Below are 16615 nucleotides of genomic sequence, written 5' to 3'. Positions count from 1 at the left end.
TATGAACATCGGACTGTTAATATCTGAGTTAGAAGACAAAGAAGTAAAAAGAATTTGTATAGGAGCAAGTCAGGCAGCAAATGACAAGGGTGCATCTCTTGTCATTATGCCTGGTAAATATATTGATTCAGATAAACATCAATATAGTGCTCTGTTTGACTATGCCAACACGTCCGATTTCGACGCCATTGTTGTAGACATCGAGAGAATAGGAAAAGAAACATCAATCCTTAGGAGAGAAGCTTTTCTAAAAAAATTCGACAAAGTACCTGTTTTGACACTTACTGAGACTGAAGGATTTCAGTCAGTAAATGCAGTTGAGACAGATCATGATCAATTTGAGCAGTTAGGATATGAGGCTGTATGCGATGCAATATTCTTTGCCAAAAATGGAGTTATTCCTCCAGCAGAAGCTGCAAAGAAATTTACATTCGTAGAACAGCCAGATTCCAACGCTCTTTCTATTATTTCTGAAATTGGTTTTAATCTGTTCCACAAAAAATATGAAACAGAAAAAGCTCATGAGATACTTGCAAAAGCAGCAGTAGACATGGGTATCAAGAATTTTGGTATTTATCTTTATGACAAAAAAGTAAAGAATACCAACAAGTATCCATGGAGTATCCCAGAGACCATTACTGTTAAAAGTACAGTAATTGATGGAAGCTGTGCTACTTTTTCTGATGGAAAGTTATCCACAGAGACAGACAAAATCTTCTCTAGTTATACACAAAAAAAGACAACAGTTCTTTTAACTGGTGCATTATTCGTAGGAGATTATCAGCTAGGACTATTAATTACCGAGTATAACCCACGAATGCTCATCGACCATTACTTTGAGAGCTTCCAGGGATTTGTAACAGCAATTTCCAGGCTTTCATATTTGGAAAAAGAGCTCCTTAAAACCACAGAAGAACTCTATGAAGTTCAGGAAGAGCTCGCAAGAGACGACTCAGTTCTTGATCACATCGGAGATCAGGACTATCTCACCGGCGGACTCAATAGAAGAGGATTCTTTGCAAAGGCGTATGACCTCTTAAAAGAAGAATTCAAACCAGGAAAATTTGCAGTTGTTTCCTATATTCACATGGAATCACTTAAAGGAATCAATGATATTTACGGACATGACGAAGGTGACAGGGCAGTCAAGAAAGTAGCTAAGGTGCTTCAGGATGTATTTGGAGATAGCCTTTGCGGTAGAATCCGAGGCGACGAATTTGCTGTGATCGAGATCACTGATGAAGAGGGCAAATCCGAGGCAATCATTCAGGAGATGTCCATGCAGAACGGAAAACTCCTTGCTGATTCGCCAAGATATATCAATCACCTTCAGTATGCTATCTGCGAATTTAGCTATGACGACAATCTCTCACTTCGTGAGATGTTAAAAGAGACAGACGAAAACTTACAGAGAATAAAAGGAAATATATCATAATGGGACTTAAGTTAGTATCTTGGAATGTAAATGGACTCAGAGCCTGTGTATCAAAAGGCTGTTTTCAGGAATTCATGGAAAAAGAAAATCCTGATGTGATCTGCCTTCAGGAGACCAAGCTCCAAGAAGGACAGATAGAGATGGACCTTCCAGAGTACAAAGAATATTGGAACTACGCTGAAAAGAAAGGATATTCAGGAACTGCAATTTTTACAAAAGAAGAGCCAATATCCGTAACTTATGGTCTCGGAATAGAAGAGCACGACCACGAAGGACGTGTGATCACTGCAGAGTATAAAGATTATTATCTTGTAACTGTATACGTTCCAAATGCAAAAGAAGATCTATCTAGACTTGAATATAGACAGGTTTGGGAAGATGATTTCCTTGCCTACATCAAAAAGCTTGAAGAGAAAAAGCCAGTGATCTACTGCGGTGATTTAAACGTAGCGCACAAAGAGATAGACCTCAAAAATCCTAAGCCAAACAGAGGACACGCAGGATTTACTGACGAAGAAAGAGCTAAGTTTGATAACGTAGTAAATTCAGGACTTGTAGATACCTTCAGACATTTCTATCCAGACCTCGAAGGTGCATATTCTTGGTGGTCCTATAGATTTAACTCAAGAGCCAAGAACGCAGGCTGGCGTATTGACTACTTTGTAGTTTCAGAAAGCCTCATGCCAAAGGTAGAAGATGCCAAGATCTATAGCGAAGCTCTTGGTTCAGACCACTGCCCAGTTGGACTCATATTAAAATAAAGCACAATAAAAGCTCTGATTCATACGAATCAGAGCTTTCTTAATCTCATAAACTAGATCAAAAATCTGTCTTTGCAAGGAAGCTTGCAATCTTGCCCCAGTAGTTATCAGGGTCTTTTACAACTCCCTCAATGTGTCCAGCACCAAGGATCATGCAGTACTGCTTTGGACAGCTAGCTGCTTCATAAAGTCTTGAGCACATGTGAGGATCGATAAATGAATCATCATCTCCATGAATGAATAATGTAGGAGTTTCAGACTTAGCAACAGCCTTGATAGGGCTTGCATCATTGATGTCATAGCCAGCTCTCAAGTAGATGATAATTCTAGAAAGAGCAAGGGCAATAGGCGTTGGTATAAAGGATCCCTTGAAACTCTTGTAGGTTGCAGCAAACTGCTCGCGAAGAGTTGCGTATGCGCTGTCTGCAATAGCAGCCTTAACATTTTCTGGAAGATGCTCACCTGTAGTCATAAGAGTTGTAGCAGCTCCCATGGACATACCATGTAAAAGAATCTTTGCTTCTGGGTCTCTCTTGATGATCCAGTAGATCCACTCTAAGATATCAAGCCTGTCATCAAGACCATATCCAATGTACTTGCCTTCACTCTTACCAAAACCTCTAAGGTCTGGAAGTAAGCAGTTAGTACCATCTTCAAGATACTGCCTAGCATAAATTCCATTACTCTCGTGATTGTCCCAAATGCCATGGATAATAATGGCATATTTGTGAGAGTTTGTAGAAGCAGGAATATATGAAGCATGGAGCTTTAGCTGGTCGATGCTGTCGATATACATATCCTGTCTGTTTGGATGATTTCTTACAAAGTGACGTCCCTCAGTGATCTGTTCATCAAAGTCCTTGTCATCATCTGTGTGCTGATGAGGAACTGTAGAAATCTTGTAGATGTAATTGCTAAAAGCAAAAGCGCCTCCAAATAAGGCTGAAAAGATGCCTAGCTTTACAAAAGCGTTTTTCTTACTCATTAAGTCTCCAATCCACCGGAAATGACACCGGTATATATAAAGCTATATATATAATAGCATTTTTTTTGTTAAAATAAGCAAGAAAACGGTATTCTTTTTTATCATTATGTTTTATCATAGTTCATAGTAAAATAAAGTATTTTAGGGGTAAATAAAAATGGCGAAAAATAGTAAAAAAGTAAACAAAGTTCAGCTATGTATTGATCGTGACTTTACTATCAGTAAAGTTGACGAGCGTATCTATGGCTCTTTTATCGAGCATCTTGGAAGAGCTGTCTATGAAGGAATCTATCAGCCAGGCAACAAGTTTGCAGACAAAAATGGCTATCGTAAGGACGTTATGAAGCTCATTAAAGAGATAGGAGTTCCTATCGTAAGATATCCAGGCGGAAACTTCGTATCAGCCTTTAACTGGGAAGACAGCGTAGGACCAAAGAAAGATAGACCAAGAAGATTAGAGCTTGCTTGGGGCGTAGTAGAGACTAATCAGTTTGGTCTTGATGAGTTCATGGATTGGTGTAAAAAAGTTGGAACAAAGCCAATGTACGCTATTAACCTCGGAACAAGAGGAATAGATGATGCCAAGAACATTGTAGAATACTGCAATATCAAGAGTGGCACTAAGTACAGTGACATGAGAATCAAAAATGGCGCTAAGGATCCTTATAATATCAAGCTCTGGTGCCTTGGAAATGAGATGGATGGACCATGGCAGATGGGACATTTAACTGCTGAGGAATACGGCTTAAAGGCTGGAAGAGCAGGTCAGATCATGAAGCTCGTTGATCCTACGATCGAGACAGTAGCTTGCGGATCATCATCTCTTTATATGGATACATACGGAAATTGGGAGAGAATCGTACTTGAGAACAGCTACGATACAACAGATTATCTCTCACTTCACACATATTATGGCAATGCTGAGGATGACACACCTAACTTCCTTGCAAGCAGCGTAGCAATGGACCAGTTTATTGGTCAGGTTATCAGCATCTGCGATTATGTAAAGGCAGTTAAGCGTTCTAAGAAGACTATCAATCTCTCATTTGATGAGTGGAATGTTTGGTATCATTCAAACGAGCAGGATAAAAAGCTTGAGAAATGGGTAGAGCATCCTCATCAGCTTGAAGACATCTATAACTTTGAAGATGCTCTCCTTGTTGGTTCAATGCTCATCACACTCCTTAGACATGCCGACAGAGTTAAGATTGCGTGTCTTGCTCAGCTTGTAAATGTTATTGCACCTATTATGACTTCAGATACAGGAGCATGGAGACAGACAATCTTCTATCCATACATGCAGGCAAGTGTATACGGAAGAGGAGAAGTTCTCAACACTGTTGTTAAGGTTCCTACCTATGAATCCAAGCACGGCGATGCTCCATATGTAGACAGCGTAGTCCTTTGCGATGAAGAAAATGAGACACTGACAATCTTTGCTGTAAACAAAGACCTTGAAGGTGACTATGAGCTTACCTGCGACCTCAGACAGTTCTCAGGTTACAAGGTTGTAGAGCACAGCATGCTCACACACAAAGACCTCAAGGCAGTAAACACAGAGAAAAAGCCAGACAACGTTAAGCCAGTAGATTTCACAAAGGCATCTAAAGTAGAAAAAGGTATCCTTACAAGCACACTTCCTGCAAAGAGCTGGAACGTAATCAGACTTGCGAAGTAAAAAATATCACCCTCTTTACTGTTATTGAGTAAAGAGGGTGATTTCTATTATCAGAGTTTTATCCAATATCTTTCAAGTGTCATCTGCTCATCCGGTTCAAAGCTAGTGTTCTCAAAAACACCACCGTTAGCTAAGATAGTCCTTCGGCTACCTTCGTTGTAATCGTTACAAGTAATCAGGACTTTGTCGAGACCGAGAGACTTGCAGAAAGGTAAAGTCTGACGAAGCATCTCTTTTGCATATCCCTTTTGTCTTTCACTTGGACGAATTGAATAACCGATGTTTCCTCCATAGTTGAGAAGATAATCATTAAGTCTGTGTCGGATATCGATCATACCAAGGATTCTATTATCTGATCTTCTCATAAAAAGAAACAGTGTAGAAGGAACCTTTCCTTCAGGAATAGTATCTTCGTTACTATATTCTTTTAAATGATCAAGCCATTCCCTGGCATCCTCAAAAATTCTAAGAGCACTGGTTCCGTCCATTGAGCTGTCAGCTTTCAGAAACTCATCGCGGTACTCAGTTATCTGCTCAAGATAATCTTCATTTGGTTCCATTAAATACAATTCTTCCATAACATCCTCCTATTACTTTTCTATCTTCAAGGCAAGTTCAAATGCCAGAAGTGCAATTTTCTCTTTGTCATCTAACCTATCTGTTCCAGAAAGGCTCCTTGGATCCCAGTTTGAATGATCCAGGTTGTCACCGGCATAAAGGAACTGGAAATATTCAATTCCTCTAAAGTCGCATAGAGCCTGCATTGGAGCACACTCCATTTCAACACAGATAGCGCCCATCTCTTTTCTTTTTGCGATCCTGTCAGGAGTTTCCCTATAGAAAGCATCTGTAGTCCAGGTGATGCCTTCAACATAAGGATAACCAAGTTCATCACAAACAGCTTTAAACTCAGAAATATATTTTTTATTTACATCAATGTAATCAGAAGGCGGAGCATAATGATAACTTGTGCCCTCATCACGAATAGCCTTAGTTGGGATAATTATACCGCAATCATCGATTGATTTATCAAGAACGCCGCAGTTACCAAGGAGAATGATCCTCTTTCCGCCCATTGCAAGAATATCTTCGAAACATCCAACACATGAAGGACCGCCAAGACGAGCCTTTACAAGACCAAACTCTCTTCCTTTATATGAGACCTTGTAAATATTGAAGATACCATCAACGTCACTGTATTCAGCAATCTTTTCACCACCAAGAAACTTCACAATCCTGTCAAAAAGATGATGAGAAAAGATTCCAATTACAGTCTCAGGAAAGCCCTCAATCTTATCATGGATCATATCCGGGTTAATAATAGCCTTCTTACAAAAATCAAATTCCTCAAGTAACATAAAACTCCTCCTAAAAATGATAATAAAAAAAGCACTTACCATGTGAGTGATAAGTGCTAAATTCCAAAATAGATTTATATATAGCTACACTTATTCATCTCCGCCTAGATTTAGATACACAAATAGCCCATGATTAAGATTATTATTATCATTAACCATAGGATAATTATCTGTATTAAATCTCTTGGCAGATATAAATATCATAAAATAGCTCCCTTTCTGAATAATTGTTAATACAATACTCTAATAAAAAAGATACGTCAAGAAAAAATTTTTAATTAAAAATATATCTTTGCAAAAGCATTTATTGATGATTTAATGAGAGATGGATGATAGAAAGGCATTAAAATAAATGGAAACAACTATAGATAACAAGCTCTTTTACAGGAACTTAACAAGAATATCACTTCCTATAGCACTTCAGAGTCTGATGCTGGCTATGGTAGCTGCAGCAGATGCATTGATGCTTGGACGTGTAGCACAGGAGCAGATGACAGCAGTGTCTCTTGCTACGCAGATTCAATTTGTCCAGAACATGTTTATATTTTCTGCAACTAGTGCAGGAGCAATCCTTGGAGCCCAATATTGGGGCAAGGGAGATAAAAAGACCCTTGAAAATATCTTTAATCTCATGCTCTGGTTCTGCGGTATAGTATCAATCCTGTTCTTTGCAGCATGTGAGCTGTGCCCTCAGGTTCTGATGGGGATATTTACAAACGAAGCTCAGCTAAATGAAATTGGAAGTAGCTATCTTAGAATTGCAGGCTGGTCATACCTTATAACAGGCGTATCTCAGTGCTACCTTGCAATCATGAAGGTAACTGAGCAGGTCAAAGCCGGTGCATTTATCAGTAGTATGGCTGTTATCACGAATATCATATTCAATTCAATATTCATTTTTGGATTATTTGGAGCGCCTAGAATGGAAGCAAACGGCGCAGCTCTTGCCACAACAATAGCAAGAGTAATAGAACTTGCCCTTTGCATTATCCTGTCAACAGGCAAAGACTATATCAGACCAGCATTATCAAGATTCTTGTCAGTACCAAAAGTCCTCATCGGCGACTTTGCCAAGCAGTGCCTTCCACTTATGGGCGGTTCTCTTTGCTGGGGAATCGGCTTCACTTCATACACCGCAATCATGGGTCACATGGGAGTTGACGCAGCCGCAGCAAACTCAATAGCTGCTGTCGTGCGTGATCTCGTGTGCTGCGCATGTAACGGCATAGGAAGCGCCGCAGGAATCATGGTAGGTAACGAGCTCGGAGCAGGTAATCTGGAACTTGGAAAAAAATATGGTATCAAGTTAAAGAATATTTCTTACGTGATTGGATTTATCTCAACAGCAATCGTACTTGCAGTTACACCAGCAGTAGTCCACGGAGTAATCCTTACAGACTCCGCAAGAAAATACCTCATTGGTATGATGATCATAATGTCCATCTACATGATCGGAAGGTGCGTAAATACAGTTACAATAAACGGCGTCCTTGATGGCGGCGGAGATACACTCTTTGACATGTATAGCCTCATCGTCTGCATGTGGATGATAGCAATTCCGCTGGCGCTTGCCGGAGCTTTTTTGTTTCACTGGTCGCCGCTTGCAGTGTATGCCTGTACCTGTCTTGATGAAGTTGGCAAGATTCCGTGGGTTATGTACAGATTCAGAAAGTATAAATGGGTAAAAGACCTTACGAGATGAGTAAAAAGGAGAACCGCACAGGCGGTGAGTAATAAATGAACGCATTAAAAAAGCTAAAAAAATTAGATGTAGTTCTGACAATAGCATGGATTCTGGCGATAATATCCGCATTCTTTGTTCATCCAGACAAAGAGTACATCGGATATATCGACTTTAGATCTCTTGGTATCTTATGGGGGCTCATGGTCATCATCCAGGGATTTAAGGAAAATTCAGTATTTGAGAAGATTGCTGGAGCTCTTTTATCCAAGGTAAAAAAAGGCTGGCAGCTGGCTGCAGTATTAGTATTCATGTGCTTTGTAGGAAGCATGCTCATCACAAATGACGTAGCTCTTATAACATTCGTACCCTTTGCAATCATGATACTTCACAGCTGCCACAAAGAAGAAATGATGATTCCTGTGATCGTCCTTCAGACCATAGCAGCAAACCTTGGAAGTATGCTAACTCCAATAGGAAATCCTCAGAACCTCTATATGTATGGCTTAACAGGAATGAGCCTTGTAGAATTCATAATGACAATGCTACCATATAGCCTCGTATCTGCAGTGTTTTTAGCGCTTTGCCTTTTGATTGTTCCAGGAAAAAATAGCTCTTTAGATACAAATAAAGATAGCCTCATAACAAGTAAATTTGGCAGTAAAGTTCAGATCATCATATACATAGTGCTCTTTGCAGTAGCTCTTTTGACAGTAATGAGAGTACTGCCATGGTACGTATTTGCAGGCGTTGTCCTCATTGTAGTAGGCGGAATGGATTACAAGATCCTCCTTAGGGCAGACTACATCCTGCTCCTTACATTCATTGGATTTTTCATCTTCACAGGAAACATGGGTAGAATAGGATTTATCAGCGATTTCCTAAGAGGCATCATGGAGGGCAAAGAGCTACTGATATCTGTTCTTGCAAGTCAGGTTATCAGTAACGTTCCAGCTACGCTCCTTCTTTCAGGATTTACTACCAATTATAAAGAACTGCTGGTAGGCGTAAATGTAGGCGGACTCGGAACACTTATAGCTTCAATGGCAAGCCTTATCTCTTACAAGGCATATACCAAGGAATATCAGGAAAATGGCGCTAAATATATAGGTGTATTCACGATTTTTAATCTGGCATTTCTTTGTGGATTACTATTGTTATGGTGGATAATTTAAGATTTTTAATCTAGAAATGTGGAGAACTTTCGGATGGCAAAAAGAATTCTAATTACAAATGATGATGGAATCGATGCAGATGGCCTCATAAGGCTGACGGAGGCTGCAAAAGACTTCGGAGAAGTCTGGGTAGTTGCGCCAGATGGTCAAAGAAGCGCAGCGTCACACAGCATCTCCCTTAGAAATCCAATAGATGTGTATCCATATGACTTCCCGGTAAGCGGAGTTCATGCATATTCATGTTCAGGAACTCCCGCAGATTGCATAAGAGTAGGAAGTCTAAGCGTAATGCCAGAAAAACCAGACATCGTGATGACAGGCATTAACTTTGGTTACAACGTAGCTTCAGATATTCAGTATTCAGCAACTGTTGGAGCTGCTCTAGAAGGCGAATTCCAAGGCTATCATTCAATAGCCTTCTCAGAAGGCCTTAACGGAATCCACGAAACAACTGATAAGTATTTAAAAGAGATAATGGCAGAACTTGTAGAAAAAGAGTACAAGCCAGGATTTATCTATAACGTAAATTTCCCAGGCTGCAAGCTAGAAAAGTGCAAGGGAATCCTAAGAGACAGAACAGTTTCCAGGAGAGCCTTCTACATAGATAGTTATAAAGAAGTTAAGAAGTTAGACAATGGCGGCATCAGCTACATGGTTGATGGAACCTTCGCTCCCGTCTCTGAAACTGGAACAGACATAGGTGCGATATTAGATAATTACGTGTCTATCGGACTTGTTGAGAATTTGTGTTAATTGAAAGGCAATCCTTACAGATGTGAGGATTGCCTTTTTTAAACCAACAGTTGTAAAAAATAGCCATATATTCGATTTACAGTTGATTTCTCTAATACTACAATCATATTATCAAATCCGGATATTGATATAGAGAACACTAAGACTAATCAAAACGAGGAAGAAAATATGACAACAATAGGTGAAAAGATAAAGAAATTAAGGCGCGACAAAGGAATGTCACAGAGTGAACTAGCGGAAAAACTAGGAGTTACAAGTCAGGCAATCAGCAAATGGGAAAAGGATATCTCACAACCAGATATTCAGACACTTCCAAATATCGCAGCGTGCTTTGGAGTAGCAATAGATGATCTCTTTGAGTACTCCAAAGAAAAGAAATACGAAAAGATCTCAAACACACTAGAATTCAACAGAGACATAACGACTAAGGAATTTTTCGAGATGGAAAGCTTCTTAAAGTCAGAGATAGATTTAAAACCTGATAACTACAAGCCAATAAATCTCCTAGCTGATATGTATAGCGTTTGGGTTGAAATCCTTGAGAAAAAAAGCTTTGACTATGCTAAAAGAGCTCTTGAACTAAAGCCAAATTCTAAAGATAATATGACACTTATATTCCATGCTCTTCACGGAAAAAATCATGACTGGAACATAGGTAGTCATAAGGACTCCATCGATTTCTGGAAAAAGATCTTAAAGGCAGAGCCAAAGAACGTAAGAGCATATCTCTATCTCTTAGACGATCTCATGGACGCAGGCCGATTATCTGAAGCAAAAGAGATACTAGCTGAAGCTAGGACTGTATCAAAAGATACACTTTATGACACATATGAAGTTCAGATAGAAGAAATTGAGCATGGCTTTGCATCAGTGATTGATAAGTACAAAGCATTAGCAGAGAAATATCCTAAGGATTGGAGAGTTCTTTTCCACGTTGCAAACCAGTTTGCTCAAAACGAGCACTATGAGGAAGCAATCGAATACTGGCTTATGAGCTTTGAAGCAATGGAAAAGCCTCGTTACACCGACATGTATGATGCAATAGCGCAGTGCTACATTAGACTTGGCGATAAAGCTTCAGCTATTGGGTATTACAAAAAGAAAAAGCAGCTCATCAAAGACGATTGGGGCGCAAGATATGGTTATGCGCTTGATGAGATAGATGAGCAGATTGAGGAAATAAGTAGGGAGTAACGTTAGATATATGGAGCTTGGAAGATTTGAAATAAATGAAGTAAGTAGCAAAGTGATGGATATTGTAAATAGTAATGTTGGTGCTGATAGCAGAAGAACCGTTACGAGAATATGTGAACGATATGGGCAGAAGAAAGAGGATATTCGAAAATATGATGTTTATAAGATAAAGACAGATAAAGAAGAAAGAATTCTTAAAAAAACTTCAGAACGAGAAGTAAAAAATTATGAGATGTATCTTCACGGAAAAAACTTTAATGTCCCGCAATATTACGGTAGTTATAATGACGGAAAGGATATTTGGATTGTAATTGAAAACATAGAAGGAAACGATTTACGTGATATGACAAGAGATCTAGTTAATGCAGCTGCTGAAAGCATTTCTGAAATACAAAACGCTTTTTGGAATCATTCGGATGAGGAGCGATATCAGGCATATTTAGATCGAATTGAAAGAAGGTTCTCTTTCATAAAAGATTATCCTATCCTTGGTGAAGCATATGATTTGTTTTTAAAACGTCAAAAGACATGCCCAAGAACTATGTCAAATGGCGATTTGTTACAGTTCAATATCGTTGATCATAAGGGAAAGGCAGTAATTATTGATTGGGGATTTGGCGGAATCATGCCATATTCATTAGATATTGCAAGATTTATTGCTCATGCAACTGAAGATAGGGCTACATTTCCTTTTTATATGAATGAAGATCAAAAGAAGTCTTTTATAGATGGGGTTTATGAGAGACTTATAGAAAAGCCTGATTATCAGCAGTATATTCGTGACATAAAACTTGCTCTTCTCAATGAATACGTTGAATTTATTGAGGCAGATGAGGATGAAGATAATTGGTATTTGAAACATGCAGAAGAACTTTCAAAAGAATTATTGTTATAATGAGAAAGTAGTATAGGGTATTTACAATATGGGGACTAAAGCATGAAACAATATTTTAGCGAGCACTATGTTTTTCATTTTCAAGAAAATAGCTTGGCTGAGCGTGATATTTCAGAGATAGCTAGTCATCAAGAGGCATGTTATCGATATATTTGTGATGCGCTTAATGTTGAACCTAATTATAAGATAAACTATTATCTGTGCGAAACACCTGAAGAAGTTGGTCATTACTATGGTGATGATGAGCCAGGGAATGGTTTTGCTAGGATTCCTGATAAGGTTTACTGCGTATACAACAAAGAAATGAAGTGTATTGGTTTTCATGAGGATGCTCATCTTATTTCTGAGCTGATTGGACATCCTATTAGTCCAGCAATTCGTGAAGGAATTGCGATGTATTTTGACAAAAGATGGTGGGGAATACATAACATACATTGGGTAGAGTATTTCTTGAAGGCGGGAAAGTATTTGCCAATAGAGAAGTTGATCAATAGAGATTTTTTCTTTGAACAGGATTGCAGAATCACTTATCCTATTGTGGGAGCATTTACAGAGTGGCTTATTACTTCATATGGGCAGGAAAAATATCAGGAATTCTATAAGTTCGAAGATTCTGTTGAGGGATTGAAGACGGTTTATGGAACAGCACCAGAAGAGATGAATCTAAGATTCAAGAATTATGTGAGTCTTTTCAAGATAGATGAGGAGCTGTTTAAGAGAATAGATACGCTTTTCAATGAGTGAAGGGAATAAGAAGACATATAATATGAGCATTATCAAGATAAATGACCACATCAGTTACATAGAAGCATCAGATAATCCCTTATCTGCGGACATTGGGATTATTAAGGATGGAGATAAAACCTGGCTCTATGATGTTGGAAATGGAGAGCAGAGTTTATCAAGCATTCCAGAGTGTAAATGTAACGTGGTTCTTTCTCATTTCCATGCTGATCATATTGGGAATATAGATAATGTGAATTGCGATGAGCTGTATGTTTCAAAAGAAACGTATAAACACGTTGGAAGAGGAACTATTATCGAGTCAGATACTTATATCGGGAACATGCACATATTTCCTATTCCATCCAGTCATGCTAAAGGATGCCTAGGGTTAGAAGTTGATAATATGTATGCTTTTCTAGGTGATGCGCTATACAGCAAAGTTAAAGACGGTTATTATATCTATAATTCCCAATTAGTTAAAGCAGAGATTGAAGTTCTAGAAAGGCTTAAAGCTCAATATTTTCTTGTAAGTCACTATCCTAAATTACTTCGTAAGAAGGAAGATGTACTTGCCGAATTACACGATATCTATAGTAACAGAGATAAGAATAGCTCTGAGATACTAGTTCCAATAAAAAGGTAAATAGCTAATGATAATTGAAATTGACAGCTTAGATAATTACGAAGACTTTATAAAAGATATTTCGATTGATCAGTGTTTTTTAGATCCTCATTTTTCCTACGATTCCGGGAATTTATATCGAGCTTTAGAAAAGAAAAATCAAATGGTTTATGTGACTAGGAAGAATGATGAAGTAACAGGAATATATGCTTGGTTAGTTATACCAGAAGAGCAGTATGTTGAGCTTATTGTAGGTCTTTCTCGTAGAAGAGAATCTTGGGAAGAAATGCTTTCTTTTATAGAAACACAAAATCCAAATTCAAAAATGGATTTTGTCATTAATCCCCAAAACAAAGTACTCATAGACATATTAATAAGCAAACAAGCGACTTTTGAAGAAGAAACCAAGAAGCTTAGACTAGTAAGAACAAAAGAACTCAATATAAATAGCAAAGTAGAAGAATTACCTGAAAAATATAAGGATCAATACTTAAGCCTGCACAACAAAGATACCTATTGGACTGGAGAAAGGGTGCTGGAGGCAAAAGACCGCTTTCGAGTTCTTGTAGCTATTGAACATGAGGAAGTGGTTGGATATCTAGATATCACAAGTTCTTTTCCTGAGAATGAGCCATATGATCTTTTTACAAAAGAAGGATACAAAGAGTATAGAAAGGCTCTTGTTTCTAAAGCGATAGAGTTAAATAGCCCCAAAGGAATGATGGTTCAGGTAGAAGTAAATAATACAGAAGATATTTCCTTGTATGAGTCGCTTGGGTTTGAGGGAATTGAAGGCTCTGATAGTACATATGCTTATTATAAAACGCAACAAGGGTAAGACAGAAAGGAAATAATGAGTATGAGCGAGAGTGAAATAATTAGTAAGGCAGTAGAGTATGTCAGAGAATTATTTACTGGTAATTCAGATGGTCATGGTGCAGATCACACTATGCGAGTATATTATAATGCTAAGAAGATCATGGAATCTTATCCTGAGGCAGACTCTTTTGTTATATCATTAGCAGCATTACTGCATGATGCTGACGATCATAAGCTTTTCAAAACAGAAAATAATGCAAATGCAAGAGCATTCCTAAATAGAATGGAAGTGTCATCAGATAAAGCAGACTTTATTTGTGAAGTGATAAATGGAGTATCTTTTAGCCAAAACAGAGGCAAAATTCCAGAAACACTTGAGGGTAAGATTGTTCAAGACGCAGATAGATTAGATGCTATTGGTGCTATAGGCATAGCAAGAACTTTTGCTTATGGAGGAAAGGTTGGTAGACCGCTCGATGAATCTGTAAAACATTTTTATGACAAACTTCTTTTGTTAAAAGATGAGATGAATACAGATGCGGCTAAGGATATAGCCAAAAAAAGACATGATTATATGAATGCGTTTCTTGAAGAATATCGCGAAGAAACAGAATTATAAAAACACTGCGAGGACTGATATATGGCATCATGGATGGTACACTTAAGAATTGCAGACAAGCTCCTTGATAGGATCAAAGACCTGGATGAGACAGCATTCGTTATGGGAAACATTGCGCCGGATAGTGGCGTTCCAAACGAGAACTGGACTGAGTTTCATCCACCAAAGGTGGTTTCTCATTTTAAGACTAAGGCAGATGACGAAACATTTTTTGATGTGGAAGAATTTTGTAACAAGAACTTTAACAAAGAGCTTATTAAGAGTTATAGCAAGAAAGAATACTCATTTTTCCTTGGCTATTACGTACATCTTTTAACTGATATTGACTGGACAAATGATGTGTATTGCGGCCTTTTAAAGGTATATCCAAAGGAAGCAGCAGAGGACAAAAATAAGCTTGTGTGGACTGCCAAGGGTGACTGGTACGACATAGACTTTTTGTATTTGGAAGAGCATCCTGATTTCAGGGCATTTCACATTTACGAAAGTGCAGTAGATTACGACAACGAATTTATGGATATCTTCAGTAAGGACGCCTTTGAGAACCGCAGGCAATACATTTGCGGCTTCTATAGAAGTGACAACCACGGTGACCTTCATAGAAAGTACACTTATCTGACTCCAGAGCAGTCGGCGGACTTCGTAGATAGAACTGTTCAAAAGATTTTAACATCCGGATTACAGGAAATCACTTAATACGGGATGTTAGATAAGGCAGCTAATGTAAGGCAAGAAGGAGATGCGATATGAATGAGAGATTTCTCGGGGAAATAATAAGAGAAAGACGACTAGAATTGGGATTGACAATAGAGAAATTAAGTGAGGGAATTTGTAGCGTAAGTACATTATCCAGGCTAGAAAATGGCGATCAAGAACCTACAAGAGAAAATGCAAGAAAAATATTACAGAGATTAGGGCTTAATGATGAGCGTTATTATGCAGCTGTTTCAAAAGAAGAAATAGAGTTAAATACATTACGTAAAGATATAACAGCGCTCAACATGCGCTATATTAAATCACAAAGCAAAGAGGAAATATGCGAAGAATTGTTGAAAAAGCAGGAAGAACTAGAGAAGTGTATTGATGATAATGATAATATTACGAGACAGTTTCTCACAATTTCAAAAATGGTGATAAGTAAAGAATCTCCAGAAGAAAAAATACGACAAGTACTAGATGCCATAAAACTTACTCAGCCTAGATTCGAAGAGTCTAAAATAAGAAGTGGCTTGTTCACCTTTGATGATGTTAAACTCATAAATCAACTGGCTGGATGCTATTCTCAGATGGGCAATCACAAAAAGGCAATAAATATATTAGAACAATTATTAAAAAACATAGAGGATAGATTTGATACTATAATCCCAACTGTATCAAATAAGACGTTAGTATTATACAGTTTGGCAAGGGAATTGCTTATTATTGGTGATAATAAAAGAGCTAAATCATATGCAGAAGAAGGAAAAGATTTAGCTGTGCATTATTGTGCCTATATAAATCTGCCAGGATACTTAATGATCCTGGCAGAATGCGAGCATAGAAACGCGAATGAGCAAGCTAGCATAGAATTGATTACAGAGGCCTATTACCTATGTAAGATAATTGGCGATGAAGCAAATAAGAAAATCATAGAAGATGGTTTTATGGAGTATTATAATAGGCCTATTTATGAACCATTTCCTTCTGAATAATCGGAATCAAAAATTGGAATATAATCAAAGAGTGTATATTGACCACTAGATGTAATATATGCTTCATTGGTATCAAAGTCAGATTTTACTAGGGGAGGAGCCACAAGTAGGAATGAAGTTAATAATGTGCATAAGAAAAAAGAATTAAAGCGTTTCATAGAATACCTCCAAACAAAGATGATTTTAAATTTTATAATAATCAATTACAGGAGAACAGAGCGTT

At 38.0% G+C, this 16615-nt stretch carries 17 protein-coding genes; 14 read left to right on the top strand and 3 right to left on the bottom strand.

The window, feature by feature from the left end; translation table 11 throughout:
• The first annotated feature begins 1 nt into the window (after position 1).
• Both BLS24_RS14070 and BLS24_RS14065 read left to right on the top strand, forming a co-directional pair.
• Complete coding sequence (locus BLS24_RS14070) at positions 2-1435, top strand: GGDEF domain-containing protein (RefSeq protein WP_091760566.1); 1434 nt, start codon at positions 2-4, stop codon at positions 1433-1435.
• Positions 1435-2196 carry an exodeoxyribonuclease III gene (locus tag BLS24_RS14065; RefSeq protein WP_091760563.1) on the top strand — a complete coding sequence of 254 codons (762 nt, stop codon included), beginning with the start codon at positions 1435-1437 and terminating at the stop codon, positions 2194-2196. Before BLS24_RS14070 ends, BLS24_RS14065 begins: the two co-directional genes overlap by 1 nt.
• Positions 2197-2254: 58 nt before the next feature.
• Here the strand turns inward: BLS24_RS14065 and BLS24_RS14060 are convergent, their stop codons facing one another.
• A complete protein-coding gene (locus BLS24_RS14060) occupies positions 2255-3181 on the bottom strand; it encodes an alpha/beta hydrolase (RefSeq protein ID WP_091760560.1) in 927 nt (308 codons plus the stop codon).
• A 157-nt stretch (positions 3182-3338) separates the two neighbouring features.
• On the opposite strand from BLS24_RS14060, the gene arfA reads away from it, so the two are divergent.
• On the top strand, positions 3339-4859 hold the full coding sequence (gene arfA, locus BLS24_RS14055; RefSeq protein ID WP_091760557.1) for an arabinosylfuranosidase ArfA: 1521 nt from the start codon (positions 3339-3341) through the stop codon (positions 4857-4859).
• Between the two features lie 50 nt (positions 4860-4909).
• Here arfA and BLS24_RS14050 read toward each other — a convergent pair whose 3' ends face one another.
• Positions 4910-5437, bottom strand: coding sequence for a GNAT family N-acetyltransferase (locus BLS24_RS14050; protein WP_091760554.1), 528 nt, complete (start codon positions 5435-5437; stop codon positions 4910-4912).
• Positions 5438-5449: 12 nt separating this feature from the next.
• The gene (locus tag BLS24_RS14045) at positions 5450-6217 is read right to left on the bottom strand and encodes a nucleoside phosphorylase (RefSeq protein WP_091760550.1); all 768 of its coding nucleotides are present in this window, start codon (positions 6215-6217) and stop codon (positions 5450-5452) included.
• 352 nt (positions 6218-6569) lie between these two features.
• Between BLS24_RS14045 and BLS24_RS14040 the strand changes: the two genes are divergently transcribed.
• The 11 genes from BLS24_RS14040 to BLS24_RS13990 all read left to right on the top strand — a co-directional run bounded on the left by BLS24_RS14040 (position 6570) and on the right by BLS24_RS13990 (position 16392).
• Positions 6570-7919, top strand: coding sequence for an MATE family efflux transporter (locus BLS24_RS14040; protein ID WP_091760548.1), 1350 nt, complete (start codon positions 6570-6572; stop codon positions 7917-7919).
• Between the two features lie 35 nt (positions 7920-7954).
• The gene (locus BLS24_RS14035) at positions 7955-9073 is read left to right on the top strand and encodes an SLC13 family permease (RefSeq protein ID WP_091760545.1); all 1119 of its coding nucleotides are present in this window, start codon (positions 7955-7957) and stop codon (positions 9071-9073) included.
• A gap of 33 nt (positions 9074-9106) precedes the next feature.
• Positions 9107-9826: a 5'/3'-nucleotidase SurE gene (gene surE, locus BLS24_RS14030; protein ID WP_091760542.1), complete on the top strand. Its 720-nt coding sequence runs from the start codon at positions 9107-9109 to the stop codon at positions 9824-9826.
• Positions 9827-9994: 168 nt separating this feature from the next.
• Positions 9995-11020: a helix-turn-helix domain-containing protein gene (locus BLS24_RS14025; RefSeq protein WP_091760539.1), complete on the top strand. Its 1026-nt coding sequence runs from the start codon at positions 9995-9997 to the stop codon at positions 11018-11020.
• 10 nt (positions 11021-11030) lie between these two features.
• A complete protein-coding gene (locus tag BLS24_RS14020; RefSeq protein ID WP_091760536.1) occupies positions 11031-11915 on the top strand; it encodes a phosphotransferase in 885 nt (294 codons plus the stop codon).
• A gap of 42 nt (positions 11916-11957) precedes the next feature.
• Entirely contained in the window at positions 11958-12659 is a 702-nt protein-coding gene (locus tag BLS24_RS14015; RefSeq protein WP_091760534.1) for a hypothetical protein, read from the top strand.
• 22 nt (positions 12660-12681) lie between these two features.
• Positions 12682-13284 carry an MBL fold metallo-hydrolase gene (locus BLS24_RS14010; protein WP_143015191.1) on the top strand — a complete coding sequence of 201 codons (603 nt, stop codon included), beginning with the start codon at positions 12682-12684 and terminating at the stop codon, positions 13282-13284.
• Positions 13285-13291: 7 nt separating this feature from the next.
• Positions 13292-14101, top strand: coding sequence for a GNAT family N-acetyltransferase (locus tag BLS24_RS14005; RefSeq protein ID WP_091760528.1), 810 nt, complete (start codon positions 13292-13294; stop codon positions 14099-14101).
• Between the two features lie 21 nt (positions 14102-14122).
• Complete coding sequence (locus tag BLS24_RS14000) at positions 14123-14701, top strand: HD domain-containing protein (protein ID WP_091760525.1); 579 nt, start codon at positions 14123-14125, stop codon at positions 14699-14701.
• A gap of 21 nt (positions 14702-14722) precedes the next feature.
• Positions 14723-15397 (top strand): zinc dependent phospholipase C family protein, encoded by a 675-nt coding sequence (locus tag BLS24_RS13995; RefSeq protein ID WP_091760522.1) that lies wholly within the window; start codon positions 14723-14725, stop codon positions 15395-15397.
• A 50-nt stretch (positions 15398-15447) separates the two neighbouring features.
• Complete coding sequence (locus BLS24_RS13990) at positions 15448-16392, top strand: helix-turn-helix domain-containing protein (protein WP_091760518.1); 945 nt, start codon at positions 15448-15450, stop codon at positions 16390-16392.
• The last annotated feature ends 223 nt before the right edge of the window (positions 16393-16615 follow it).

The sequence above is a fragment of the Butyrivibrio sp. INlla18 genome (genome assembly GCF_900103635.1).
Classification (GTDB): domain Bacteria; phylum Bacillota; class Clostridia; order Lachnospirales; family Lachnospiraceae; genus Butyrivibrio.
The sequence above is the reverse complement of the archived record's forward strand: the minus strand, read 5'-3'. Positions and strand labels throughout refer to the sequence as shown.

Coding starts and splice junctions, on each gene's coding strand:
- BLS24_RS14070 (WP_091760566.1), top strand. CDS start 2: ATGAACATCGGACTGTTAATATCTGAGTTAGAAGACAAAGAAGTAAAA.
- BLS24_RS14065 (WP_091760563.1), top strand. CDS start 1,435: ATGGGACTTAAGTTAGTATCTTGGAATGTAAATGGACTCAGAGCCTGT.
- BLS24_RS14060 (WP_091760560.1), bottom strand. CDS start 3,181: ATGAGTAAGAAAAACGCTTTTGTAAAGCTAGGCATCTTTTCAGCCTTA.
- arfA (WP_091760557.1), top strand. CDS start 3,339: ATGGCGAAAAATAGTAAAAAAGTAAACAAAGTTCAGCTATGTATTGAT.
- BLS24_RS14050 (WP_091760554.1), bottom strand. CDS start 5,437: ATGGAAGAATTGTATTTAATGGAACCAAATGAAGATTATCTTGAGCAG.
- BLS24_RS14045 (WP_091760550.1), bottom strand. CDS start 6,217: ATGTTACTTGAGGAATTTGATTTTTGTAAGAAGGCTATTATTAACCCG.
- BLS24_RS14040 (WP_091760548.1), top strand. CDS start 6,570: ATGGAAACAACTATAGATAACAAGCTCTTTTACAGGAACTTAACAAGA.
- BLS24_RS14035 (WP_091760545.1), top strand. CDS start 7,955: ATGAACGCATTAAAAAAGCTAAAAAAATTAGATGTAGTTCTGACAATA.
- surE (WP_091760542.1), top strand. CDS start 9,107: ATGGCAAAAAGAATTCTAATTACAAATGATGATGGAATCGATGCAGAT.
- BLS24_RS14025 (WP_091760539.1), top strand. CDS start 9,995: ATGACAACAATAGGTGAAAAGATAAAGAAATTAAGGCGCGACAAAGGA.
- BLS24_RS14020 (WP_091760536.1), top strand. CDS start 11,031: ATGGAGCTTGGAAGATTTGAAATAAATGAAGTAAGTAGCAAAGTGATG.
- BLS24_RS14015 (WP_091760534.1), top strand. CDS start 11,958: ATGAAACAATATTTTAGCGAGCACTATGTTTTTCATTTTCAAGAAAAT.
- BLS24_RS14010 (WP_143015191.1), top strand. CDS start 12,682: ATGAGCATTATCAAGATAAATGACCACATCAGTTACATAGAAGCATCA.
- BLS24_RS14005 (WP_091760528.1), top strand. CDS start 13,292: ATGATAATTGAAATTGACAGCTTAGATAATTACGAAGACTTTATAAAA.
- BLS24_RS14000 (WP_091760525.1), top strand. CDS start 14,123: ATGAGCGAGAGTGAAATAATTAGTAAGGCAGTAGAGTATGTCAGAGAA.
- BLS24_RS13995 (WP_091760522.1), top strand. CDS start 14,723: ATGGCATCATGGATGGTACACTTAAGAATTGCAGACAAGCTCCTTGAT.
- BLS24_RS13990 (WP_091760518.1), top strand. CDS start 15,448: ATGAATGAGAGATTTCTCGGGGAAATAATAAGAGAAAGACGACTAGAA.